We start from the raw sequence: 23891 nt of genomic DNA, 5'->3' as shown, positions 1-23891 counted from the left end.
GACTTCAATACCGCCCCGACACCCTCGACGGCTTCATAGCCGGCACCGCCCTGACCCTCGACACCCCAACGTCACCCTGACAAGCCGAAGTCAGTTAACGGTGCGCGCCGGCAGGGCTGTCGACGACGACCCCGGCTTCGACGACCTTCACGGCCAGCGCCGTCCGGGACGAGACCTCGAGCTTGCGCATCGCTGTCTCCACGTGCCGTGCGACCGTCTTCGGCGACAGGATGAGGGCACCGGCGATCTGCCGGTTGGTCCGGCCTCCGACGAGCAGCCGGACTACGTCGAGCTCACGGGGAGACAGCTGATCGCCGTAGCTTCGTCGTCCACCGTGCCACGACGGGCGCTTCACCCCGACACCGGATGCACGCAGTGTGTGCATGACGCGCTCGGCGTCGCCACGAGCGCCGAGGGTGGACAACCCCTGGAAGGTTTCCGTAAGGAGGGAGAGAGCTGCATCGGACTGGTCCGCACGCAGCAGACAACGGGCCTGTCGCTCACGGCTGAGCAGGGCGTCGTACGGCTGCGGAAGGCCCTGCCACGCGTCGGCCGCACGCGCGAACAGTTCGGCGGCGCTGAGGGGATCGTCCTGATGCTGGGCCAGGATCGCCCTGCAGGTCGACAGGGCGGCGTGCGGCCGAGGTGCGCGGCGATCACGCACTCCTGCTGCGAATGCGTCGACCAAGTCGCCGGCCTCGTCGATGCGGCCGGCCATGAGTAGTGCCTCGGCCCGGACCGGGGCGAGTTCGGTGGCCCAGATCCACGTGCCCTTGCGTTCCAGGAACCGGATCGGCCCGTCGGTCAACTGCAGCACGTCGTCGACCCGCCCGGCGCCGAGCCGGAGCCTGGCCAGGGCGCCGGCAGGTTCGACGGAATACTCCGCACCGCCATGTCGGTCCGCCTGTTCAAGGACGCGCCGCAGACACTCGTCCGCTCTGTCCTGGTCGCCGCGGGCCGCATGCAGCAAGCCGGTGACCAAGGCCGGCGTCAGGCGGCTCACCGGCTGCAGGAGTTCCTCGTCACCGGCCAGCGACAGGGCCCGGTCGGCCAGCCCGTCCCAGTCTCCGGTGAGCCAGTCCAGCTGAGCCAGCGTCACCTGCCCCTTCCTGTGGAGCTTCTGGTACTGATACGTGTCGGTCATTCCTGCGGCCAGCGTGAGCGCCCGCCTCGCCTCCGGGTACCTCCCCCAGATCAGCGCCATGTGCCCGACGTTGTGACGGCCGACCGTGATCTGCTGCCTTTCCGCGGCGGTGGACGCGTCATCGGCGATCAATGCCGCCTCGGCCCACCCCTCCTCCTCACCGAGCAGCAAAAGCCCACTCGCCCGTCCGACCCGGATAGGCAGCCGGTCCACCGGCGCGATCGAGGCCGGCACCTTCGCCACGCGCCGCAGCCACCTGAGGTGTTCGGCTGCCGGTGTCGTCGTCCCGTACGGCAGGCCGAGAAACATCATTGCGCGAACTGACTTCGCCGGGTCGTGCCCGAGGTCGGGCAGCGCACGTTCCATCTCGATCCGGGACTGCTCGAACCCCTCCATCTGCTGCAGCAGCCGGGCGACGTGGAAGCGGATCTCCGCCGCTTCGCTCGGCGTCGGCCCGCCAGTGTCCAGCACGAGGCGGAGGGCGTCCATCAGTTCGCGGTAGCGTTCGTGCCCGCTGAGCAGGTGGAATGGAATCTTACCGGCCAGCCGGACCACGTCGGCGGGCGGCAGGCCGGCGTTGGTCAGCAGATCGTGCAGCAGAGTGACCGCCGTCGCATCGTCACCCGAGGCGAGGGCGAGGTCGGCAGACTGTTCCGCGTACCGGCACCACGCCGTCGTGTCGCCGGCCTCCCGGAAGTGGCGCGCGAGCTGGGCAACAGGGGACGGGGTGGTGTCTTCGAGAACGTGTGCGGCACGCAGGTGCATCGCCCGCCGCTGCGGCACAGGAATCGCCTCGTACACCGCGCGGCACGCCAGCATGTGCCGGTACGAGACCAGCCCGCGCTGGTCCTCCCTCAGCAACCCCGAACCCACTGCCTCCACCAGGCCTGCCAGCCTGCTCGCCGGATCGCCTTCCGGAGCCATCACCTCGACGACGACCTCCTCGGGGGCGGGGTCGGCGAGTACGGCGGCCGCTCGCAACGCAGCCTGCGCCGCCGGGCCGAGCCGTGCGCTGCGTTCCAGTACGACGTCCCGCACTGTCGGCGGTACGTCGATCTCACTCAGTCGCTGCCGCACCCAGGAATCACCCTGCCGGGTCATATCAGCGCGGTTCCACATCAGCCGGACGGACTCCTCGACCGCGAGCGGAAGCCCGTCGGTCCGGTCGTGCAGGATGGTCGCGAACTCGTCGGAAACCCGTTCCCCACCCAGCATCGAGGACACCATCGCGGCAGTCCCGGGGACATCCAACGGCTCCAACGACAGCCGCAGCCGCGCCGCCCCCGCCGGTTGCCGCGACGACAACCGCAGCAGCAGAGAGTCCTGCGCGATTTCCTCCGGGCGGTAGCTCACCAGCAGACTGACCTGTTGTCGCGGACGTGATGCCAGGAACAGCAGAAACTCCAAGGTGGCCTCATCCGCCCAGTGCACGTCCTCAACCGTGAGCAACCCGATCTCGAGCCGTACGAGGATCTCCTCGATGGCCCGAAAGAGCTGGTGTCGGGCCGCTGCCGCGTCTTCGGCCAAGTCGGGTGCCGGCGGCAGCGCCGATGCCCACTCGGGGAACATCGGCCGCAGCACCCCCGCCAACCCGCTCAGGCCGAGCCGGGCGACATCCTCGGTGGCCGACCGGATCGCATCCACCACCGGCCCGAGCGTAAAAGGCTGCCGAACGGCCGGACATGCCGCCAGCAGCACCCGCTGCCGGGCCGGAGTATGCGCAGCGAGCAGTTCCTGGATCAGCCGGCTCTTACCGATCCCGGCCTCACCCTCGACCAGTACGAGCACCGGCGAGTCGGACAATGCGGCTTTCAAGGCGGCGAGTTCGCGCTCGCGTCCGACCAAACCGGGTGATGCGATCGCCGGCAGGTCGCATGTGTCAGAATCGCTGGTAGACATTCGCCCCACTGTCGGAGACAGGCGACGGCGTGTCCGAACCCTCGCCTTCCGTGAACAATATGACCAGAGGTTACAAGGCGGGGCAGCAGGGGGATAGGCCACGTTCAAAGGCGTGGTGCAGAAGGCGCTCACTGTGGAGTTCCGAGGCCGAGGTGCTGCCATCGCGCCCACCTGGGGGCAGAGACCTCCGTGTCACTTGCCCCAGCCTCACATCGGTCCGCTCTGCCGCCGTGGCGCTACGGACCAGCGGACGCCCGAGGACGGGCCGGATGCTGGAGTGGGATTGGGCCTGGCCGAAGAGGCCACCTACACGGCACTGATTCCTAATGCGGTCTGTCAAGCCGCGAGAGCGGTGGGTGGCACGAGTTCGCAGGTCCGTCCGTCGCGGGGGAGGGCCCAGAGGACGTTGACGCGGCGGCGGGCCAGAGCGAGGACGGCCTGGATGTGGCGGCTCACCGCATCCCGCAGGAAAGCGTAGGGAGCCTTTTCCAACCTCACGCTGATGCGTGGTGAAGGACGAGAATGGCCTTCGCGAAGTGGGTGATGCGGTCCGCAGCGTCTACCAGCGCATCCCGAGCTGATCGAGGTCTGCGCGGCGTTGTTCGGGGAGTTTCGCGGCACGTTTGCGGACGTTGTCGAGCCAGGCGCCGAGCTTGACCACCACGGGCCCGTCAGCACCGCACTGACGGCGCCTGACAGGCCGTTCTCCGTCTCTTGCTGCTCGACGTGCTTGCGGGACCTCGGCTGCCGCGTCAACCGTCACCCTGCTCGATGTCCAGATGGATCGGACCCCGAAGAACGGGGCTGGGCCGGTACGGCGGCGGGTCGGCGACCAGCCTGGGGCGGTCGAGCCGGCGCACCAGCTCGGTCAGCGCGATCTGGGTTTCCCGCCGGGCCAGCGGGCCGGCGAAACACAGGTGGATGCCGCTGCCGAACCCCAGGTGCTGGTTGTCATGCCGATCCGGGTCGAAGCGGTCCGGATCGTGGAAGCGCTTCGGATCGCGGCTGCCTGAGGCCAGCATGAGCATGATCTGCGAGCCCTGAGGGATGACGGTGCCGGCGACGGTGACGTCGCTGTACGCCACCCGCCAGGGAATGATGTGCACGGGGGGCTCGTAGCGGAGCAGTTCCTCGACCAGCGGCACGACGAGGTCCGGTCCGTCGCGCAGTCGTTGCAGCACCTGCGGGTGGCGCAGCAGTGTCAGCATGCCGTTGGTGATGAGGTTGACGATGGTCTCATGGCCGGCGATGAGGAGCAGTCTGGCGGTGGCGACGATTTCGGCGTCGGCCATCCGACCGTCGGGCCCGTCGTCGTTGGCGAGTCGTGACAGCAGGTCGTCTCCCGGCTGGCCGTGGCGCTGTTCCACCAGCTCGCCGAGGCACTGGCGCAAGTCCTTGCGGGCCTGTACGCCCTTGTCCAGTTTCTCCTTCGCGTCGGTCTTGGGGTCGTAGTCGATCGAGTTCATGATGTCGTTCACCCAGAGGTGAAACCTCGGCTCGTCCCCGCGTGGCACTCCGAGCAAGTGACAGATCACGGTTACGGGGAACGGCAAGGCGAAATCGTCGACGACGTCGATCTGCTCCTTGCCCACCAAATCGTCGACCAGGCTGCCGACGGTGGCGGTCAGGAAGCCTTCAAGCCCGGTCACCAGCCCAGGGGTGTGCGGGGGACCGAAGTGACGCATCGCCATACGCCGCAGGCGATCGTGCTCGGGCGAGTCCATGTGGATGAACGACGACGTGGCCCCTCCCTCGGCTGGGGGCACCGGACGCGACAGATTGCGCAGGTCGGAACTCAGATGCGGGTCATTGAGTATGTCCGTGATCTCGCGATAGGTGCTGATGACGTAGCTGCCGTCCTCCTGCCGAGCCACCGGCGTCTTGCGCAACTCGGCGTACAGCGGGTAGGGGTCGGCTCGGGTGGAGTAGTCGAAGATCTGTTGCAGCGTGCCGGGCGTCCCGGTCGTGGTCGTCTGGCCTTCTTCCTGCCGGTGTTGGTGCACGGCTGTGACGCGGCGCTCACACCGGTCATGCCCTGTGACGACCACCGCGGCGCTCTGCGCGAGCAGGGCGGGGCCAGGGAAGTCGACGGGCACCGGTTTCATGTCTGCCGGTTGGTCCGGCGTGGGGCAGGGGGGCGGAAAGGGTGCAGCCGTCTCGATCAACCGTCGGTAGTGTCCCAGCCACTTACCGTTGTTGAAGCTCGCGGCAGCCGTGACGCGGCCTCGATGGCCATATGCGGTGACGAAACGGTAGTCGTCCAGCGATCCCTGGGTGACGACCACCTCGTCGGCGAAGGCCGGTACGCCGACGGACTTGATGTTGACGCCGAACTGGAACGACCAGAACAGCGGGATGGACAGATTGGACCAGCGGTCCGCCTGGGCACTGACCATGTTGTGTGCCGCGATCTCTGCCTGCTTCACGGCGTTGGCCCAGTGCTCCAGTGAGATGAGCCGGTATTCGTAGATGGGGTTCGGGCAACGTGCCACATCTCCCGCGGCGAAAACGTCGTCTGTGACGCGGCCATTGATGTCGAGGGCGCGGCAGCCCGTGTCACAGGTAAGTCCCCACTCGCCCGCCGCCAGCCCCGACTCCCGCAGCCACTCGGTGTTGCGGATGCTCCCGAGTGCCACCACCGCCACATCGGCGTCGACCGTACTGCCGTCGTCGAAGTGAGCACGGCGAAACCGTCCCTGCGCGTCACCCTCCAGCCGGGCGACCTTGACACCGCACCGCAGGTCGACACCGTGAGCGCGCTGCATGTCGGCGGCAACCTCGCCGATCATGGTGCCGAGCGCCCCGACCAGCGGGGCCGGCGCGAGTTCGGCGACGGTCACCGGAATGTCCCGCTCGCGGCAGACGGAGGCGATCTCGGAGCCGGTGAATCCCGCACCTATGACCAGCACACGGGAGGGACCGGCGGTGAGGGCTCGCTGCAGGCTCTCGGCCTGCTCGTGTGTACGTACGACGAACACTCCGTCCAGGGCCGCCTCGGACTCGACGAACCACGGCCGGGCCCGTACCCCGGTAGAGATCAGCACCCGGTCGAAGGGAACCTCGCGTCCGTCGGCGAGACGCACGTGGTTCGTCGCGCGGTCCAGCCCGCTGGCGGGCACGCCCAGCAGCCACTCCGCATCGATGCGACGACGGCGGGGCAAAGTGGTGCCCCCAGCCGGCACCCACCCGGTCAGTACTTGCTTGGACAGGGGAGGCCGGTCGTAGGGCTCGCCCAATTCGTCACCGATCATGGTCAACGATCCGGTGAAACCTTCGTCTCGCAGAGCCTCCGCGGCCCGCAGCCCCGCCAGCGAAGCCCCGACGACCACGATGCGGCCATCGCGCTTGAACGCACACAGGTTGTCGGCACTGGTCATGACGGCGACGCCTCCGCCAGCGCGTGCCGCGCCTCCAGCAGGTCGACCAGGATCGCCTGGACCGGGCAGGCCGCCGCAGCGCGTAGTACCTGGTCGCGCTGGGCGTCATCGGGGTTCGGGTCGTACATGAGCGCTTCCTCACCGTGCATCCGGAACGCCTCCGGAGCCAGGAACGCGCACTGCGCATACCCCTCGCATCGGGAAAGATCAACGACAACTTTCACCCCGACCTCCACAGGGAGTGGGAGCTGCAGACCCTCAAGCCGGCACCACTCCGGCGCGCAACGAGGGATGATCCGGCCGCTACCCACCCCTGCGAAGTGTGAGGGGGTGCACCGCACTCGTCGGGTCTCCATGGAGAGAATTGATCATCGCGGCTAAGACGATCGGCGCCTGACTAGGGACGTATCCATGGTTGCGGCTGCATTTTGGTTACGTAAGTGGTGCTCGGTGCTCTTTTGGATTGCCATTTCAGCGTAACAGCGGCACCGATACCGGCGAGTCCGATGGCCCGGGGTCAAGCGCTGGCCAGGGCGGATGCCGACAGAAGAGGGCGGGAGTCGGTCTCGCTGACTCCCGCCCTCTCTCATTGTTTCTGGGTGTTCGCGACACACCTCCGACACAGTCGGATTTGCGCCCGCTGCGCGACCCGCTGCTCCGGACGAAGACGACGATCAGTGGTGGGACAGAGCACGGCGGGCAACGCCTGCCTCGGTGTGGCTCTCGGCCTCGCGTGCGCTGAGCGTGATCATTAGGGCATGGCATCGTCCTGGTCCGGTAAGCGGGTACGCCTCCGCGCTGTCGAGCCCGACGACTGGATGGCGTTCGCGCGTTTCGCCGATGGTGACGGGCGGCGAGGGGGTCGGCTGGATCTGCCTCGGTCCGCCGAGAGCTACCGCGTCCGGGCGAAGGAGCAGACCGTTGCCGAGTGCGATGACGACCGTTTCCGGTTGGCAGTCGAAACGACGGTCGCGGGAGAGGTGGTCGGCGCAGTCGGCTCACATCGCACCGGCCGTCGTTCCGGCTCGATATCACGATCGGCGTCGACCACCGGCGCAAGGGCTACGCGACAGAAGCCGTGGTGGTGCTGCTGCGCTTCATGTTCGCCGAGCGGCGCTATCACAAATGTCTGGCGGCGATCTTGGCCCATAACGAGGCATCGCTGGCACTTTTTCGTCGGCTCGGCTTCACCGAGGAGGGGCGCTTGCGGGAACACGTTTTCTTCGCGGGCCGGCATCACGACCTCGTCAGGATGGGAATGCTCGCCGGCGAGTTCGACCGGCGACACGCCATGAGCGGACCGTGAGCCGGTCATCCGAGCGTGTGTGGAATGGCGCTCGGACGTGATCGACGTTCCTGTTCGCGGGTTGAGACGGCCTGGCAGCGGAAGCACACCGCCCTCAGCCGCGCACGGTGGCGCGCAGATGCAGGCCGGGGGTTGCGAGACCTTCGAAGGTGGTGAGCTGGTAGCCGGGTTCCGGTCCGAGTGGCTCGCTCAAGTGGTAACGGCGGGCGGTCTGCGCGGTCAGGAGCGTGAGCATGGCCATGGCCAGAGCGGCTCCCTCGCAGCCGTGCGGCCCGGTACCGAAGGCGAGGAAGACCCCCGGTTTCGCCGGTGAGTCGAGCCAGCGTTCGGGCCGGAACCGGTCCGGCTCGGGGTGTTGCCGTGCGTCGCGGTGGGCGGTGTAGGGGCAGATGAGAACGGTGGACCCGGCATCGATGGTGTAGTCGGCGAGCCGAGTCTGTCGTGGGGCGCGCCGGGTCAGGAGCCAGCTGGGGGGCTGCAGTCGGAGCACCTCGCGTACCAGTGCCTGGGTGTAATGCAGGCTGTCGAGGTGGGTGCTGGTCGTCGCGGCCGGGTCCGCGGGCAGCAGGGCGGCTTCGGCCGCGACGCGGTCCGCTGCCTGGGGGTACCGGGCCAGGTGGAGCAGGATCAATCCGGCTGCCCGGGAGGGTGTCTCGAAGGTGGCGACGGTGATTCCGGGGAGAGTGTCGAGGACGGCCCCTTCCGACAGGATGCCGTAGCGGGGGGAGGGTCGGAGCATCTGTCCCAGCACGTCGTCACCGAGCCGGCCCGATGAACGGCGGCGGCGCACGATTGGCCGCAAAGCGTCGGTGAAGGCGATTTGCTGCCGTGTGCGGAACCGCCGTGCCGATGTGGGGACCCAGCGCGGCCGTACCCAGCGCGAGGGGCGTACGAGCAGCTCCCGGGCCACGAAAAGCTGCCAGGCGAAGGGCAGCAGAGTGGGAGCGTCCTCGGAGAAGAGGTAGCGCACGCCGATCTCTGCCAGGACGGGCCGGACTACGGGCAGAATCTCGACGTCCCGGCCCGTGGGCCACTGGTCGGCGAATCGAGCGGTGCCGGGCGCGATCTCACCGATCCGGGCCGCCACCGCCCGCGTGCGCAGTCCGCGCATGCGGGCGGCGCGGGCGTGCGCATGCTCCTCGGGCGTCAGCTCGCTGATGGCCCGCTTCAACGGTGGGAAGAGAGGCGAGGATGGCTTGGGGAAGTCCTGCGAGCGATGCAGCACTTCCGCGCACGGGCCGGCCGTAGCGGCTACGTAGACACCCGGCTCCAGCTGCCAGACGTCCCCGCACTCGACGGCGCCACGGCAGGCCAGTGCCAGCCGGTCGCGGCTCCAGGCCGCGAAGCTGCCTTCGGGCAAGCGTGGCGGCTCATTCCTTCGGCCCATGAGATCGCCCCTGACGCTCGTACCTGTCCAGGCCGATATCGTCGGCAGCATGGCCGGGAGCCGGCGGGCGCCCGGGAGCACTCGCCGGCAGTGCGGTCACACCTTGTCGGCGGACGTACCCCAGTCGTGGACCCCGTACGCACCGTAGTTGCGGGTGAAGGACAGCTTGCGAAGCAGCTTGGCGATCATGATGCACTCCTCTCGCCTGTCTTCAGCAATGTGCCTATACGTCACATTTTCACACATGCTCTGCCGTCGGGCAGTCGGCCGTACATCCACAGCGCGAGGAGCAGCTGGATCAGCGCCAGGCCCAGCAGCGCGCTGCCCAGCTGGGCCTTGAGCAGGATGACGGCGTGGCCTTGCACCCCGAATAGGCTGCGCCGGTGCTCCGGGGTGTGCACCAGGCCGTACCAGATGAGGCCGCCGGTCACCGCCAGGGGCAGCAGCAGCCACAGCACCCCCAGGAGCTGCCGGGATTCGGTGCGCGGGGCGAGGCGTGGCATGTGATCAGCCGCCCACGCCGCCAGCCTTGTCGCCCCGAGGGGCGCTGGCCTGAGCGGATGCAGAGCGTGGCGGGCCGGTGATCAGGAAGCCAGCGAGCGAGGTCACGGCGCCGACGGCCTCGGCGATCGCGCTGGCGGTCTTCTTCGGCCACCAGGCTGGCTCGTACATGTTCGGCAGCGGACCGAGCGTGCCCACGTTCACGTACCGGTAGAGCAGCACGGCGCCCAGGGCGGAGACGGACACCAGGAAGGCGAACACCCACACGGGTCGCCGTCGACCGAGAAGCAGGACCAGCAGCGCGGCCAGGGACGCCGCGGCGGCTTCGAGGAGGAACAGCGTTCCTTGGCTGATCTGCTGTCCGATCGGGTCAAAGGCAGAGGCGAGGTCGGCGTGGACGTAGGCGTTCACGGCCAGTGCGGCCGCGGTCACCACTTGGAGCAGTACACGCGTGACCGTGTGGCGGCGGGCAACGGGTTCGGGAGCCATCGCTACTGCCCGGTCGCGCTCGCCGCGGCGCTCCGGGCGCCGGAGCCGACCCCGAGACGGCCAGCGCGTGTGCCAGGGTGTCGGCGTTGTCCATGACGAACGTGACGGTCCCCGCGGCCACCTGGGCCTGCGAGAGGGCCATTGAGTACTCCTTCTCCGTGACGGTGATCGTCGCAGCCGCCCGCGCGCTCGCGCTCGGACCAGGACTCCCAGCCGGGGCCGAACCGCTGGAGCACGCAGTGGCAGCGTTCCGCCCGACGAGCGTCAGGAACTTCACACCGTCGCGAGCGAGGCGCGGATCTGGATGACCGCTGGAACCAGGGCTGCACGAACGCCTGGAGGGTGTGGGAGGAGATCGTGCCGCTCGGCTATCAGGGCAGCTACCAGCGGGTTCGCACCTATTTCCGGGAGAAACGGCTCTCGCCGGGCCCCGTCACCGCTCGGCCACCGTCACCTCGCGTTGGTCGCCGGATGGATCCTCCGCCGACCAAAAACCCTCACCGAGACGGAGCACCTTCGGCTCAAGGCCGTTCGGGTCCACTGCCCTGAAATGGACGCCCTCACCAGCCACGTCCACTCCTTCGGTCAAATGCTCACCGAGCGCCAGGGCGAACGGCTGCCGCAGTGGCTCGATGCCGTCCGGCGAGACGACCGCCCCAGCCTCCACACCCTCGCCGCAGGCATCGACCGCGGCCTCGATGCCGTCATCGCCGGCCTCACCCTGCCCTGGAGCTCGGGCGTCGTCGAAGGCCACGTCAATCGAATCAAGATGCTCAAACGTCAGATGTTCGGCCGGGCCGGCTTCGCCCTCCTCCGCAAACGCGTCCTGCTCTACTCCTGAGACACAGGTCAGACCACATCATCAAGGAGCCCGAAGCCCTCCGGGAACCCTTCCAGGAACCCACGCCGCGCAGGGTCGGACTCCGCTTCGGCCATCGTCCCGAGCAGGTCGATCAATTCGCTCCGCTGGTCGCTCGACAGCTTGCTGACCAGGTGGGAGACACCCTCCAGGACCTTGACGGCATCGTCCGGATCCATCTGCTCGTCTTCACTGCCCCCGATGAACCACAGGACATCGACCAAGACCTCAGCCAGGGCGTGGGTCAGAGACGAATACACGGGCATCAAGGCAGACTCCCAGCAGGTCACGGCAGCAGAGTCCGGCCATCCCACCACACCACTGACATCACACTCAGTCAGCCCTCCACGGAAAGTGAGCCAGAACCCAAAGCCGTGAACATCGGTATCGCCGCCGCGCAGGTGCCTCCCGCAACGGTGAACAACTGCTGACGCGAGTCGGGTTCTGGCACAACTTCTGTGATGACGGCCGGCCGATCGCTGTATCGGCTCGGTAAGTGAGCGGAAACAGCAGGTCAGCAGGTTGACCCGGCGCGAGCACGAGTACAGGCGGTGCGGCATCACGGAATGTGTGCCAGAACCTCGAGTCGTGAACAAAGCCAACCGGTCGCTCCCTGACGACAGTGCCTTCGCCCGGGCCATCGCGGTCCTCGCCCGCGCTCAGCAGGACGCCACCTGGAACCGGCAGCAGATCGCCAACCAGCTCCGCTCCCTGCTGCGCGAGTACTACCCGTCCGCCCTGGCAGCGGCCGACTCTGGAAGAACGGTCTGTGCCGGCCTGAGGTTCGCGAGATCTTCCGGGCAGCCCCAACCCCGACCTGCGCAGCCCAGCTGACCCGCACCCAGCTGCAGACCGCACTCAAGCGGGCCGGCCGACAGCGCGGCATCAAGGCTGACGCCGAACAGCTCCGGGACATCTTCCGGACTGACTGGGCTCATCAGCCGCTGCCGCCCTCCGACAGGTCTTCACCGCGTTCCTGACACCGCCGGGCGGTCTCCTCCCCGCCGTCACCGAGGCCGTCCGGCGCGCGTCCGCGGGCGGCGGGTCTTACGGGGCGGACCTCGCCGCGTATGCAGCCGTCACTTACGCCCATCCGGACGATCCCGGCCTGCTGCCCGCCCTAATGCTGAATCATGTGGAGCTGGCACCCGGGCAGGCGCTGTTCCTCGGTGCAGGCATCGCGCACGCATATCTGTCCGGCCTCGGCGTGGAGATCACGGCGAGTTCTGACAACGTCCTGCGCTGCGGGCTGACGTCGAAGCACGTGGATGCGGCCGAGCTGCTGGAGACCATCCGTTTCACCGCGTTCCCTGTCCGAGCCGTCGCCGCGCGGTGGGACGCGGCGACCGGGGGCACGTGTACCCGGCCGCTGTCGACGACTTCAGACTCTCGCGGTTCGACCTCGTACGAACAGACGCGCCGCTCGCGCTCACGGTCGACGCGCCCCAGATCGTGCTGTGTGTCCGGGGTGAAGTGACCGGCGCCTCGGAAAGCGCTCGGTGGGGCTCGGTCCCGGCCGCGCTGTGTACGCTCCCGCAGGCGACACACTCCGGCTCAGCGGAGAGGGAAAGGTGTTCCACGCTACGGCCGGACTCGCTCACGCAACCCCTTAACGAGCCCCCTCGCACCTCGACATGCCACGGTTCACGACGAATTCATCCGAAGTAGCACCAGGGGCCTTGCCGTACCTGCGCGCCCTTTCTATCTTCACGATCGTTCCGGGAACTGGACTCCACAAGGTCAGCCCGGAATGCCAAGTACGCACGAAAAGGAAGTGCTTCATCATGCAAAAGTTCCGGAGAACACGGGACCGTCGTCCGGCCACCGCCGTCGGCGTCGCCGTGATCTCGGCAGGGCTGCTCCTCCCGCTCCTGGGAAGTCCCGCAGCAATCGCCGACTCCACCGCGGCGGCCCCGGTTCCTCACCCCGTTCAGTACGTGGACCCGCTCATCGGCACCAGCAACGGCGGCAACACCTACCCCGGCGCCAATGTGCCGTTCGGGATGATCGCCTGGTCGCCCACCAGCACCGCGGGCGACCAGACCAACACCGCCGCCGCCAACGGATACTCCTACAACACGACCCGCCTGCGGGGCTTCTCCCTCACTCACATCAATGGCGCGGGGTGTCACCCTGGAGCGGCCGGTGACGTGCCGATCATGCCGTTTGCCGGCAATGTGGACTCCTCACCCACCGCCGACACCAAGGACGCGAAGTACGCGGCGAACTTCTCGCACGCCAACGAGAAGGCCGAGCCGGGTCGATACCGGGTAGGCCTCGACTCGGGTGTCACCACCGACCTGGCGGTCAGTGAGCGAGCCGGCGTAGCCGACTTCGCCTTCCCCAAGGACAAGCCCGCGAACCTGCTGTTCCGGGTCTCCAACTCCCTGAACGGCAGCGAGGACGCCCACGTCGACATCGACACCGCGCACAACAAGGTCACCGGCTGGGTGGAGACCGGCGCGTTCTGCGGTCGGCGCGCCAACGGCGGCACCCCCAACAACAACCGCAAGAGCTACTACCGCCTGTACTTCACCGCCGCCTTCGACCGCAGCTTCTCCGGCGTGGGAACCTGGCACGACGGCCGGCTCTCCCCCGGGTCCACCAGCGCCGACGGCGGCGAGGGCTACCTCACCGGCGCTGACCGGGCAGGCCGGGGATCCGGCGGATATGTTGCTTTCGACCCGTCGGATGACAACGATGTCCGCATGCGCGTGGGGATCTCGTACGTCTCCCTGGCCGGTGCGGAGGCGAACCTGCGCGGTGAGATCGCCCCGACCGCGGGCGTCGAGGACGTGGCGAAGGCCGGGAAGGGTGCCTGGGACCGTGCGCTGAAGTCCGTCAAGATCAGCGGGGGCGACGAGGACCGCCGTACCGCTTTCTACACCGCCCTCTACCACGCTCTGCAGCAGCCCAACCTGATCAGCGACCGCGACGGCACCTATGTGGGCATGGACCGCAAGGTCCATGCCCTCGCACGCGGCCCGAAGGGGCAGTACAGCAACTTCTCCGGCTGGGACCAGTACCGGGCCCAGGTGCAGCTCCTCGCCCTGCTGGAACCGCGCGTCGCGGGCGACTTCGCCCAGTCGCTGTACAACTTCGCGCAGCAGAACGACGGGGTCTGGGACCGCTGGGTGCACGTCAGCGGCGCCACCCACGTGATGACCGGCGATCCCTCGGCGGCCACCCTGGCGACGTTCTACGCCATGGGCGTACGCAATTTCGACGTCCGGGGCGCTTTCGACTCCCTGTACCGCCAGGCCACCGTGCCGCACTCCTCCGGGCTGTCGGACGCGGGCTGCCCGGGCCAGTGCGAGGGTAATCGTCCCAACCTCGCCCAGTACATGAAGTCCGGCTACGCCGCCCAGGATCAGTGCCACTGCTGGGGCGGCGCCGCCGAGACACTCGAGGACTCCGTCGCCGACGCGGCTCTCGCACAGTGGGCCAAGCAGCTGGGCCGCGACGAGGAGTACAAAACGCTGAGCGAGCGCGGCGGTTACTGGCGGAACGTGTTCAATCCCGCCGCCACCCCGACCGCCGGCTACATCCAGGCCCGCAACGCCGACGGTTCCTGGGTGACCCCGTTCACCCCCGCCTCCCAACTCGGCTTCGCCCAGGGCAGCGCCGCCACCTATCTGTGGATGGTGCCGCAGGACGTCCAGGGGCTCGCCACCGCCATGGGCGGACACGACAAGACAGTGGCCCGCCTGGACGACTTCTTCCACAAGCCCGACGGTTCCTGGTCCATCCGCGGCGGCGACGCGCTGCGCTACGACCCCACCAACGAGCCGGGCATCCACGCTCCGTGGCTGTACAACGCACTCGGCAAGCCGTGGAAGACCCAGGAAACAGTCCGCCAGATCCTCGACACCGTGTACGGGACGGGTCCCGCAGGCCTCCCCGGCAACGACGACCTCGGCACCATGTCGGCGTGGTACGTCTTCGCGACGCTCGGCATCTACCCGAAGGCGCCGGGCTCGGCCGACCTGCTGCTGAGCGCTCCGGTCTTCCCGCACGCCGTCATCGCGGGCGTCGGGAACCGGGAGGAGATCACGATCGACGCACCCCAGGCATCCCGCACCAACCTTTACGTGGACTCGGTGAGCCTCGACGGTGCGAAGCACGAGTCCTCCTGGGTGGACGGCTCGTTCGTGCGCCGAGGCGGCTCCCTGTCGTTCGAGCTGAGCGACCGCGCCGACACCGGCTGGGCAACCAACCCGGGCACCCTGCCTCACTGACCCACCAATTTCCGTCCGGTGAGTGACGGCCGCACATCTCTCGATCGCAGGCCCAAGTATCGGTCGACGTCACCATCACACTGTGGCTTCGACCGATACGGGCTCGGGCGGCAGCACCAGCAGCAGCCGGATCCGGGGAGACAGCCGCACGCGTCCGCTGCCGCAGAGGCTGCCCCGGCTGTAGGCGCAGCAGGGACCGCGCAGCAGCCTTTGCCCTGCCAGGCGGCGCGGCCTTCCTCGACGCCGACGGCGACGACGACAAGGGCGCGAATGGAGCGTTCAGCCTCGCCGGTGCCGGTCAGCGCACGGCGGATGACGTGGGCAGCGAGCGGGCCGCTGCTCGCGCTGCACCACAGCGGAAGCGGTTTCGCCAGGGCACGGTGCTGATCGTGGACGGCACCCTGGTGCCGACACGGGACCACAGCATGGCGGAGCAGTCCAAGGACTTCCGCTACTCGACCAACCACCAGGTCGTCATCGATGCCGACTCACGCCTTGTCGTCTCCGTCGGCCGGCCTGTGCCCGGCAACCGCTATGACTGTAAGGCATGGGAAATGTCCGGAGCCAGAGCTCGGTCGGCAAGACCACCGTGATCGCCGACGGTGGCTACCGCGGCACCGGTCTGATCATCCCGCACCGCCGAGAACCCGGCCAGACCGAGCTACCGGCCTGGAAAGAAGCCCACAACACCTCCCACCGCAAAGTCCGCGCCCGAGTCGAGCACACCTTCGCCTGCATGAAGAAATCGGGGCGCTCGGCCAGGGTGTCGGGTTGACGTCCGGGCCGAGGGCTCGTGGCGCGGCTGCCGGGCTACTTGGCGCAGGTGCGGTCGTGGGCGGGCAGGCGGCCGGTGGCGAGGTAGGAGTTGACGGTGGAGTCGATGCAGGTGTTGCCGTAGACGCCGTAATTGACGTGCTGGTTGGCGCCGGCGAGGGTGAGGAGGCGGGAGCTGGGCAGACGGTTGTGCAGGGCGACGCTGTTGGTGTAGGGGACGCGGGGGTCACCGGTGGAGGCGACGATCAGGGCCCGGGTGTCGTGGCGGACCCGGACGGGTGCCTCGCGCGGGCGGTCCCAGAAGGCGCACGGGGTGATGCTCTCGGTCAGCGGGGCGAACAACGGGTGGGCGGCGCGGCCCCGTTCGATGTCGCGCCAGTACGTCTCGGGGTCGCGCGGGGCGGGGGCGTCGCCGCACAGGATCGCGGTCTGGGCGCTGGCGACGGAGGAACCGGCGGGGGTGAACACGCTGCGCAGCAGGTCGGCGAAGGCGGGCGGCAGGGTGGTGGGGCGGCCTTCGGCGGCCCTGGCGAGCAGGGACATGTGCTCGGCCAGGGAGGCACGCGCCGGGTCGGTGTCGTTGGCGAGTTCGGTGAAGAGCAGGGCGGGGACCTGGCTGCCGTCGAGGCGGAAGACGTCGAGGGCGGTGCCGACGGTGAGCGGTTCGCGGGCGGAGGTGGCGATCACGTCGTCGAGGGTGGCGCGTACCTGGTCGCGGGTGCGGCCGAGGCCGTAGGTGCCGTGGCGCGTCGCCGTCCAGTTGGCCCAGTCGTCGTACGCCTTCTCGTTCTCGGCGTCGGCTCCCTTCAGGAGGCGGGGATTGTAGCGGTCGGGGTCCAGGGCGCTGTCGAGGACCACCCGGTCGTGGCGGGTGGGGAACATCTGGGTGTAGGCCGTGCCCAGGTACGTGCCGTAGGAGAAGCCCAGGTAGGAGATCTTCCGCTCGCCGAGGACGCTGCGGATGACGTCGATGTCGCGGGCGGTGTTGCGGGTCGTGACGTGTGGCAGGAGCGGGCCGTTGGTGGCCCGGCACTGCTCCGCGACGCTTCTGGCGCGGGCCGTCTGGCGGTCGAAGCCGGCCCGGTCGGGGCCTGCCGAGAGCAGGCCGGGGCCGGAGGGCAGGCCGCAGTCCAGGGGGGTGCTGCGGCCGGTGAAGCGCGGGTCCATGCCGATCAGGTCGTAGCGGGCACCGGTCTCCTTCATCATGGGGCGCACGGCGAGCCCCGTGCCGAGGCCCGGGCCGCCCGGACCTCCGGGGTTGATCAGGAGGGAGCCGATCCGGTGACGGGTGTCGGTGGCCTTCAGGCGGGAAATGGCGACGGTGATGGTCCGGCCGCGAGGCTTGCCGTACTCGAGCGGCACGGTCACGTCCGCGCAGCGTGCGCCCGCGGTGTCGAGGGCACGGCCCGTCTCGTCGTCCGCACCCTGGGCGCAGCGGTGCCAATGGGGGCGCTGCTGGTAATAGCGGCCGAGCCCCGCCGCGGGGGCCGCGTCGGCGGCCGCGGGCGCCGCGGCGGTGGCGGCGGGCGGGGTGGCCAGGCCGGTTGTGAGGCCGGCGGCGAGGACGAGTCCCACAGCCGAGGCGCGCCGTACGGCGGTGCCGGGGGTGATCATGGTGCTTCTCCTGACGGTGACGAACACGGTCGGTCCGGAGAGCGTCCGGGCCGGGCAGGTCGAGCCTTCCAGCGCGCTCCGCCCGCACACATCGCCGTGAGGCATGAACTGGCGGTACGTCAGGTGCAGCAGGACGGGCCACCGACGTGCGCCCTGCGTACTACCTCCCCCGGACGCGACGGGGAGGCGGCGCCGGGACACGCCGGGAAGGAAGGCCACGGGCCGGTCGGTCCGGCCGGGGCGGGGCGGGGCGCGCATGGTGTGCGGCCGTCGGATTCGCGAGTTTCGGCCCGTCTCAGGAGCCCCCTGCTGCGTGAGTACGGGGCAGCGTCGCGAAGGCCCCGTCCCATTGACCACTTCGACGAGAACCAGGCCCCGGTATTACCTGAAGGCCTGTCACTCTCCGAGTCCGAGCGACCAGAAATCCGGGGCTTGCGCCGGGAGTTGTCACGTTGTTGGGTGTGTGGGTGTCTGATGGTGCGTCGAGGTGTGGTGGGGCCGGGTGCCGGCCTGGGCTCAGGCCGCGGTAGGCCGGCTGGTGACGCCGGTGATCTGCTCCCAGGTGGTGAAGCGGATGGTCATTTCGGCTCGGTGTTCGGATGCGGTCATCAGGTGGCGTCGGGTCCGGAAGTGGGGTGAGATGCCGCTGAACGCGGACAGGAACCGCTGGGCCCCGCCCACGCTGTGGAAGCCCTTCATGGCCCGTTCGCGTTGCCTCGTCGGCTGGTGACTGTTCTCGGCCCGGTTGTTCAATCCCTTGTGGGAGCGGTGCTCCACCGAGGGCATGACCTCGCGGCGGGCGGCGCCGTAGGAACGCAGCTTGTCGGTGACGACCACTCGCGGCACCCCGCCCGTCGTCATCAGCCTGCGGAAGAAGCGCCTGGCCGCGGCCGCGTCCCGCCTGTTCTGCACCAGGATGTCCAGGACATTGCCGTCCTGGTCGACCGCCCGCCACAGATACTTCTGCTCACCGTTGATCTTGATGAAGACCTCGTCCAGATGCCACTTGTCCCCCGGCCGTGGCTGTCGGCGGCGCAGCGCGTTGGCGTACGCCTGGCCGAACTTCAGACACCAGCGGCGCACGGTCTCGTGGGAAACGATGACACCGCGTTCGAGCATCAGCTCCTCGACTTCACGGAAACTGAGCGGGAACCGGAAGTACAGCCACACACAGTGCGCGATGATCTCGACCGGGTACCGGTGCCCCCGTACGACGGCGACACGCTCCCCACGGACGATCCCCCTCCACCGTGATCAACCCGAGGATCCTCCCACGCCACCCGCCAACGTGACAGCGCCCCAGCCGCGCCAGCAGCCACTGGATCAGTGCCTCAGTGCGCGGGCAGTACACGACACTGGAGTGGCTCCGCGTTGACCGGCAACTCGAAGAGGCCCTGACCCACGGGCCCGATCCGCTCCACCTCGCCGAGGTGTTCGGCCTCGACGAGGTGGAGCGCTATGCGCTACGCGGAATCCGCACGAGCTCTGCTGGAACAGAGCGCTGAACAGCAACTTTGATGAAACCGACTCGACCGGCAGCTTCTTCCGGCGCGGCCATATTGATCGCGCTGAAGGAGCCGGACGACGAGTGGAATATGACCTCCACGGCAATCCTAACTTCCCCTGCAATCAAGGACTCCACGTACGAGGGGAGGGACATATCCCCTCATCTCCTGGAAGCGGTTGTCGGTGATTTACCGCGCACTGTCTGGCGGGATGATGAGGGATGCCTCGGGTCCGGCGAAGCGGGCGGCGTCGGCGTCGGTCGCCGCTGTGCGAAGGGTGACGACGTTGCCCAGGTGTCGGGAGAGCCGCGCGGCCATGCGGTTTGCCTGCTCGCTCCAGTTCTCGGGGGCTGCGGAGGGTGGGACGACGATCAGTTCCAGTACGTCGGCCGGGTGGGTGGCAGTGCCGTCGGCGACGGGACCGGCGATGGTGAGCCGGGCAGGGGCGGGCGTGAGGTCCGCAGCGGCACGTTCGCGGACTTCCTCCACCACGCGCTGCCGCAAGTCGGTCAAGCCGTCCAGTGCCTTCCACACGACGTGCCCTGCGACCAGCCGCACATCCCCTCCACGCTCACGTGGCTCGATCAGGCCCAGGAGACCGAGGCGGAAGAGCGTGGCCTCCACTTGGGTGGCGGCAACGGACGCGTCACGGGCCAGGTCCGTCGGCGACAGCGGTGCCTCGGTGTTCGTCGCCTGGTGGGCGGTCAGCGCGGTGACGATACGGCCCGAGGCGCCGGGGAACAGCGCCGGGATCGGTGTACGGAAGTTCACTTCTTCGCCTCCCGCGGTTGCGCGGGGAGGGCGTCCATGAAGGAGCTGACGGAGAAGACGGCGTTCCCGGGGCCGGCCGGGCCGTATCCGGGCGGCGAGCTCAGTCCGAACTCCTGCATCGTCGCCCGGTACGCCTCAAGGAGCCGGACGTGGTATTCCAGCGGTGCTCCGTGCGGGTTGGCCTTGCCCAGTGGGGTGGTGGGCTCCGGGCACCAGGTGGTGAAGCGCGGGGTGATGCCGTGCGACATGAAGAACCGCAGGCCCTCGACGGTGGAGTCGATGGCCTCGCCGACACCGGTGAAACCGAAGGGCTCGGCCATCTCGACCCCCGCGACGAAGTTCGGGATCACGTTGCGCGGCCCGAAGATCTCGGCGGAGTCCAGGATGCGCCGGTGCCATTCGTCGCGTCCGACGTGCCGTTCCTTGCCGGGGCAGTACAGCTCGAACAGACGCCGGTCCCACACCTCGTAGTTGGGGTGGTAGATCCGTATCCCGTGGTGGTGGAAGCGCCGCACGGCGTCCTCGGGCAGGGCCTGGGCGACGACCTTGCCGATCCAGCGGCCGGGGAACCGCTCCTCGATCGCCCTGGCGTACTGCCCGTAGAAATCGGCTTCGTCCAGCCCTCCGACCCGTGAGGTGATCGCCCCGCCGGTCAGCGTGTAAGCGGTTGAAGTGCCGGCGACATCGTGCCGGTCGATGATCTCCAGCGCCTCCAGTACCTCCTCGACGGGCTTGACACCGGTGTAGGGGCGACCCGCGGCCTTGTGCTGGTGCCAGTTGTGGTTGATGTCGCAGTACTGGCACTCCTGCTTGGCGCCGAAGTACTGGCAGACGCGGAACACCGTCAAATAGATCAGATAGCCCCACTGGATGGTCGGGGCGACCTCCATCACCGATTTCCCGCTCGCCAGGGTGTGCCGGTAATAGTCCGGCATCGGCGGCAGACCGACATCGGCGATCCGCTCCCCATCCAGATACAGACCCAGCCTCCCCTCAGCGCCGGGAGCCACCCGATAGGGCGAGGCAGGGTTCACCCGAACCGACACCACCGTGCGGCGCAGCCCATAGGGCCCGCCAGTCAGCACGATCTCCTCCGGCGGGCGGCGCAGCGCGGCCTGGCCCAGCTCGGGCAGGGTGCCATGGTCGAAGGAGAAGATGAAGTACGACTTCGGTTTGACGTCCCCGTCGTGGTTGTCACTCAGCGCGGCGGCATCGAAGGCGATGCCGCCGCGCAGCAGGTCCTCCTTGATCACCGCTTCCCGAGGCAGGTCCGGGAAGCGATCCATGAGACCTTCGACCAAGGTGGCGCGGCTGGGCATACGCGGAACTCTCCTTCACTACGTGGGGGTTCTCGCCGGCCTCGGTCAGGGATGGGGGCATCGACGACGAAGCCGGCGAGAGTTCTTTGGGTGCGAGTCGGCTAGAAGTCGGGCCGGTGTCCCGTCATGAGGTCCTGGGTGGTCTGCCCGTACTCGGTCAGAACGCCCAGGAAAGTGTCCTGGCCCCACAGCGCCAGTCCCAGCGCCGCGACGAAGACGGCCGACACATGCAGGGCACCCACCAGGTCCTTGCCGCACACCTGCCGAACCCCACCCGGGTCGTCGCGAGCCCAGGCACGTACGGCCTCGGTGACGGCGAACTCGTAGTGCGGCGGCGCGGCCGAAGCGACGGAGTCAGCCAGACGCACCAGACGGCAGACCTCGATGTCCCGGCCGACAACCTCGACGATGCTCAGAGTCGACTGGAGCTGCGCCCCGAGGATTGCGTACGCCCTCTCCTGACCGGACGTGTCCAGCGTGACGAGGGAACTCGCCACCGCGACGGCGTCCCGCTCCGCGTACCCGCGCACAAGGGCAACGGCGCAGTCCGAGGCGGCTATCTGCCCAGCTTCACTCATGACCACCACGCTAAAGGTGGAGGTTCCTCTTCCGGATCGGTCCTCGGTCGCACCCGGCCTCGGAAGAAAGCACTAGGGCGTGTGTCGGAGTGACCTAGGTTGGCTGACGTGAGTGCGCGGGGGCGGAGTTATTGGCCTGTTCCGGCGGAGACATGGTTCTGGGTGCCGGCGAGGTCAGCCTCATGCGCGAGGCAGACCGATGGGCCGTGAGCGAGGTCAGTAACCAGTTCACCGGATACTGCCCGGACGTCAGCTCCTGGCCGGAGGTCGCTCGTGCTCTGGACGACGTAGACCTCGGGCGGCCTTCCGGCTTCACCCACGAGGTGGCCAGTGCCGGACGCAAGGACGGAAGGGAGCCTGGCGCGAATTCCGCCGGGCAGGCGGCGGTGTTCCTGGCTCGGGGCGCGAAGTCGGTGACCATGCTGGTGCGCGGGGAGTCCCTGACAGCGTCGATGTCGTACTACCTGATGCAGCAATCGACGAGGCCCCGAACATCCTCCTCCCGCGCGATCCGCAGGCGCCTCCGCCGACGCGGCATCCGTGCGGTCATCCCGCAGCCCGCCGACCAGATCGGCCACCGCCTGCGGCGAGGCCGGGCCCGGTCGCCGTCCACCTCGTCGAGGCTCCACTGATCACCCTCGCGCAGCATGACCGGGCCCGGCATGCCGTGGCAGAGCACGACCGCGATCTCCCGGGCTGCCCGGGTCCGCATGTGGGCGGAGCCTCGTGCCAGGAAGCCGATGTCGGAGATGAGCTCCACCCGCTCGATCCGGGCGTACCCCTCTCCGTCCGGTACCCCGTCGACGGCCATCCGCTCCGAAGAGATCTGGAGGTAGTCCCCCGGGCGAAGCGCAGTACTCACGTGCGGCACGGTCATTCCCCACCCCCGATGCGCCGCCTCGCAGTGCGGCAGTCTGTGATCTCCTCGTGTATACCGCACCGGACCGGCACCACCTGCTCGGTCTCGCCCGAGCGTTGGCCTCCCGCACGGCGGGCAGGCCCGCCCAGGCCGCCACTCCTTTGGGGGAAGCCATCCACTACCTCGCCACGACGAAACTCCAGGTCACAACAACAAGCTGAGATCTCTACCGAACCTGGGGCGGTTCATGGACGGTCACGAAAATCTGCAGGGAGAATTTCACGTGTCCAAGCCGTGTTGAGCCTGCGAGGCGATCGGCTGGGGTGGTGGCCACGACTCACAGGCCCAGGGGTACCGGCCTGTCGGGAAGGCCGCTGGAGATGAGTGCTGCCAGCGGGCCGGCGAGGTCGCGGGGGGAGAACAGGTCGGTGCCGTGGTAGTCGGTGATGTCCTGCGGCCACCACCACTCCAGCCTGGTGATGTTCTCGGCGGCGAGTTCATCGTCGGACAGCGCGCCGCGAGGATTGAAGAACGCGGTGCGTATGAGGAAGTAGTCGTTGATTACACCGTCGTAACCGGCCGCGTGTCCGGGGGCGACGACCTCTTGGTGCCACACGTGGGGCGGGTCTGCGTCGAGGGTTAGGCCCACCTCCTCCCGCAGTTCCCGACGCAGGGCCGTAAGGAGAGTTTCGCCGGATTCGACACCTCCGCCGGGGGCAGCCCAGACGACTGTCGTGCCCTCTGGCTTCGGGATGGCGAACCGACACAGCAGGATGCGGTCGTCTTGGTCGAGGATGATCGCGCGGACTGCGTGACGCAGGTTCACCAGGGACATCCGGGAACGATATCGGGCGTCGGGGGAGAAGGCCCCGGCGGACCACCGCAGGTGATCGACCTGGCATGAACTGTCCGGTCGGGGACTTGCCATGCCTCAGACCATCTCCGCAGCCCCTGGCGTACGCCAGGTTCACCAAGCGGCAGAGATCATTCCAGGGGAGAAAGCCATGCCGGCGTCTCTGCGGGTTCGGCCCGCAGCACCACTACGGCTGGGGTAGAGGTGACCACGCGGACCGAGAGGTCCACGGGCGTCTCCGCGGGGCCGACCCGCAGCACCGGTCGTACCCGGGTCGGGATCAACACTCCCATGCCGATCCCGGACGACCTCGCCGCCCTGCTCCGCGAGGCCGGCGTCGCGTTGCAGCCGTAGGTCGGCCCGCAAAAGGCATTGCTCTTCGAAGCTCGCTCTGCGGGGCCGCCCGACCCGCAGAGCC

18 protein-coding genes and 5 pseudogenes are annotated in these 23891 nt (G+C 68.5%); 9 read left to right on the top strand and 14 right to left on the bottom strand.

The features are described 5' to 3' along the window. Nucleotides 1-94: 94 nt before the first annotated feature. The 4 genes and pseudogenes from ACFYY7_RS41350 to ACFYY7_RS41335 all read right to left on the bottom strand — a co-directional run bounded on the left by ACFYY7_RS41350 (nt 95) and on the right by ACFYY7_RS41335 (nt 6644). Nucleotides 95-3043 (bottom strand): helix-turn-helix transcriptional regulator, encoded by a 2949-nt coding sequence (locus ACFYY7_RS41350; protein WP_388670299.1) that lies wholly within the window; start codon nt 3041-3043, stop codon nt 95-97. Between the two features lie 752 nt (nt 3044-3795). Next, nucleotides 3796-4917 (bottom strand): cytochrome P450, encoded by a 1122-nt coding sequence (locus ACFYY7_RS41345; protein ID WP_388670319.1) that lies wholly within the window; start codon nt 4915-4917, stop codon nt 3796-3798. Nucleotides 4918-5049: 132 nt separating this feature from the next. Beyond that, a pseudogene (locus ACFYY7_RS41340) lies at nt 5050-6420 on the bottom strand (NAD(P)/FAD-dependent oxidoreductase); the annotation flags it as partial. Then, a complete protein-coding gene (locus tag ACFYY7_RS41335) occupies nt 6417-6644 on the bottom strand; it encodes a ferredoxin (RefSeq protein ID WP_388670296.1) in 228 nt (75 codons plus the stop codon). The pseudogene ACFYY7_RS41340 and the gene ACFYY7_RS41335, both read right to left, overlap by 4 nt. An 806-nt stretch (nt 6645-7450) precedes the next feature. Between ACFYY7_RS41335 and ACFYY7_RS41330 the strand changes: the two genes are divergently transcribed. Next, entirely contained in the window at nt 7451-7726 is a 276-nt protein-coding gene (locus ACFYY7_RS41330; protein WP_388670316.1) for a GNAT family N-acetyltransferase, read from the top strand. A 94-nt stretch (nt 7727-7820) separates the two neighbouring features. Here the strand turns inward: ACFYY7_RS41330 and ACFYY7_RS41325 are convergent, their stop codons facing one another. The 3 genes from ACFYY7_RS41325 to ACFYY7_RS41315 form a co-directional block, all read right to left on the bottom strand. Next, the gene (locus ACFYY7_RS41325; RefSeq protein WP_388670293.1) at nt 7821-9086 is read right to left on the bottom strand and encodes a cytochrome P450; all 1266 of its coding nucleotides are present in this window, start codon (nt 9084-9086) and stop codon (nt 7821-7823) included. A gap of 257 nt (nt 9087-9343) precedes the next feature. Further along, entirely contained in the window at nt 9344-9616 is a 273-nt protein-coding gene (locus ACFYY7_RS41320; protein WP_388670290.1) for a DUF6529 family protein, read from the bottom strand. A 4-nt stretch (nt 9617-9620) separates the two neighbouring features. Beyond that, complete coding sequence (locus ACFYY7_RS41315) at nt 9621-10049, bottom strand: hypothetical protein (protein ID WP_388670287.1); 429 nt, start codon at nt 10047-10049, stop codon at nt 9621-9623. A 358-nt stretch (nt 10050-10407) separates the two neighbouring features. On the opposite strand from ACFYY7_RS41315, the gene ACFYY7_RS41310 reads away from it, so the two are divergent. Continuing rightward, the gene (locus ACFYY7_RS41310) at nt 10408-10944 is read left to right on the top strand and encodes a transposase (RefSeq protein ID WP_388670284.1); all 537 of its coding nucleotides are present in this window, start codon (nt 10408-10410) and stop codon (nt 10942-10944) included. Nucleotides 10945-10952: 8 nt separating this feature from the next. Here the strand turns inward: ACFYY7_RS41310 and ACFYY7_RS41305 are convergent, their stop codons facing one another. Continuing rightward, nucleotides 10953-11252 carry a hypothetical protein gene (locus ACFYY7_RS41305; protein WP_388670281.1) on the bottom strand — a complete coding sequence of 100 codons (300 nt, stop codon included), beginning with the start codon at nt 11250-11252 and terminating at the stop codon, nt 10953-10955. Nucleotides 11253-11559: 307 nt separating this feature from the next. Between ACFYY7_RS41305 and ACFYY7_RS41300 the strand changes: the two are divergent. From ACFYY7_RS41300 to ACFYY7_RS41285, 4 genes and pseudogenes are all read left to right on the top strand, one after another. Next, nucleotides 11560-11903, top strand: a pseudogene (locus ACFYY7_RS41300) (IS110 family transposase); the annotation flags it as partial. A gap of 194 nt (nt 11904-12097) precedes the next feature. Then, nucleotides 12098-12439 carry a hypothetical protein gene (locus ACFYY7_RS41295; RefSeq protein WP_388670278.1) on the top strand — a complete coding sequence of 114 codons (342 nt, stop codon included), beginning with the start codon at nt 12098-12100 and terminating at the stop codon, nt 12437-12439. A gap of 307 nt (nt 12440-12746) precedes the next feature. Further along, the gene (locus ACFYY7_RS41290) at nt 12747-15200 is read left to right on the top strand and encodes a GH92 family glycosyl hydrolase (RefSeq protein ID WP_388670275.1); all 2454 of its coding nucleotides are present in this window, start codon (nt 12747-12749) and stop codon (nt 15198-15200) included. Between the two features lie 350 nt (nt 15201-15550). Beyond that, nucleotides 15551-15975: pseudogene (locus ACFYY7_RS41285) on the top strand (transposase); the annotation flags it as partial. A 35-nt stretch (nt 15976-16010) separates the two neighbouring features. Here the strand turns inward: ACFYY7_RS41285 and ACFYY7_RS41280 are convergent. The 5 genes from ACFYY7_RS41280 to ACFYY7_RS41260 form a co-directional block, all read right to left on the bottom strand. After that, a complete protein-coding gene (locus ACFYY7_RS41280) occupies nt 16011-17588 on the bottom strand; it encodes an alpha/beta fold hydrolase (protein WP_388670313.1) in 1578 nt (525 codons plus the stop codon). A gap of 516 nt (nt 17589-18104) precedes the next feature. Further along, a complete protein-coding gene (locus ACFYY7_RS41275; protein WP_388670310.1) occupies nt 18105-18827 on the bottom strand; it encodes an IS6 family transposase in 723 nt (240 codons plus the stop codon). 455 nt (nt 18828-19282) lie between these two features. Beyond that, nucleotides 19283-19864, bottom strand: a complete 582-nt coding sequence (locus ACFYY7_RS41270; RefSeq protein ID WP_388670272.1) for a hypothetical protein — start codon at nt 19862-19864, stop codon at nt 19283-19285. Continuing rightward, nucleotides 19861-21183, bottom strand: a complete 1323-nt coding sequence (locus ACFYY7_RS41265) for a radical SAM protein (protein WP_388670269.1) — start codon at nt 21181-21183, stop codon at nt 19861-19863. The genes ACFYY7_RS41270 and ACFYY7_RS41265 overlap by 4 nt, the downstream gene beginning before the upstream one ends. A gap of 101 nt (nt 21184-21284) precedes the next feature. After that, a complete protein-coding gene (locus tag ACFYY7_RS41260; protein ID WP_388670266.1) occupies nt 21285-21761 on the bottom strand; it encodes a hypothetical protein in 477 nt (158 codons plus the stop codon). A gap of 122 nt (nt 21762-21883) precedes the next feature. Here ACFYY7_RS41260 and ACFYY7_RS41255 point away from each other — a divergent pair. Both ACFYY7_RS41255 and ACFYY7_RS41250 read left to right on the top strand, forming a co-directional pair. Next, a pseudogene (locus ACFYY7_RS41255) lies at nt 21884-22087 on the top strand (hypothetical protein); the annotation flags it as partial. Nucleotides 22088-22249: 162 nt separating this feature from the next. Next, nucleotides 22250-22372, top strand: a pseudogene (locus ACFYY7_RS41250) (IS5/IS1182 family transposase); the annotation flags it as partial. Between the two features lie 585 nt (nt 22373-22957). Here ACFYY7_RS41250 and ACFYY7_RS41245 read toward each other — a convergent pair. Further along, nucleotides 22958-23455, bottom strand: a complete 498-nt coding sequence (locus ACFYY7_RS41245; protein WP_388670263.1) for an NUDIX domain-containing protein — start codon at nt 23453-23455, stop codon at nt 22958-22960. A 222-nt stretch (nt 23456-23677) separates the two neighbouring features. Here ACFYY7_RS41245 and ACFYY7_RS41240 point away from each other — a divergent pair, with 222 nt between their 5' ends. After that, on the top strand, nt 23678-23827 hold the full coding sequence (locus ACFYY7_RS41240; RefSeq protein WP_388670260.1) for a hypothetical protein: 150 nt from the start codon (nt 23678-23680) through the stop codon (nt 23825-23827). Nucleotides 23828-23891 lie beyond the last annotated feature (64 nt).

Source organism: Streptomyces sp. NPDC001933, assembly GCF_042890955.1.
In the GTDB taxonomy this organism is placed as follows: Bacteria; Actinomycetota; Actinomycetes; order Streptomycetales; family Streptomycetaceae; genus Streptomyces.
The sequence above is the reverse complement of the archived record's forward strand: the minus strand, read 5'-3'. Positions and strand labels throughout refer to the sequence as shown.

What these genes read in the sequence shown, in the direction of transcription:
- ACFYY7_RS41245 (WP_388670263.1), bottom strand. Translation starts at nt 23,455, where the DNA reads ATGTCCCTGGTGAACCTGCGTCACGCAGTCCGCGCGATCATCCTCGAC.
- ACFYY7_RS41280 (WP_388670313.1), bottom strand. Translation starts at nt 17,588, where the DNA reads ATGATCACCCCCGGCACCGCCGTACGGCGCGCCTCGGCTGTGGGACTC.
- ACFYY7_RS41320 (WP_388670290.1), bottom strand. Translation starts at nt 9,616, where the DNA reads ATGCCACGCCTCGCCCCGCGCACCGAATCCCGGCAGCTCCTGGGGGTG.
- ACFYY7_RS41290 (WP_388670275.1), top strand. Translation starts at nt 12,747, where the DNA reads ATGCAAAAGTTCCGGAGAACACGGGACCGTCGTCCGGCCACCGCCGTC.
- ACFYY7_RS41350 (WP_388670299.1), bottom strand. Translation starts at nt 3,043, where the DNA reads ATGTCTACCAGCGATTCTGACACATGCGACCTGCCGGCGATCGCATCA.
- ACFYY7_RS41265 (WP_388670269.1), bottom strand. Translation starts at nt 21,183, where the DNA reads ATGCCCAGCCGCGCCACCTTGGTCGAAGGTCTCATGGATCGCTTCCCG.
- ACFYY7_RS41260 (WP_388670266.1), bottom strand. Translation starts at nt 21,761, where the DNA reads ATGAGTGAAGCTGGGCAGATAGCCGCCTCGGACTGCGCCGTTGCCCTT.
- ACFYY7_RS41310 (WP_388670284.1), top strand. Translation starts at nt 10,408, where the DNA reads ATGACCGCTGGAACCAGGGCTGCACGAACGCCTGGAGGGTGTGGGAGG.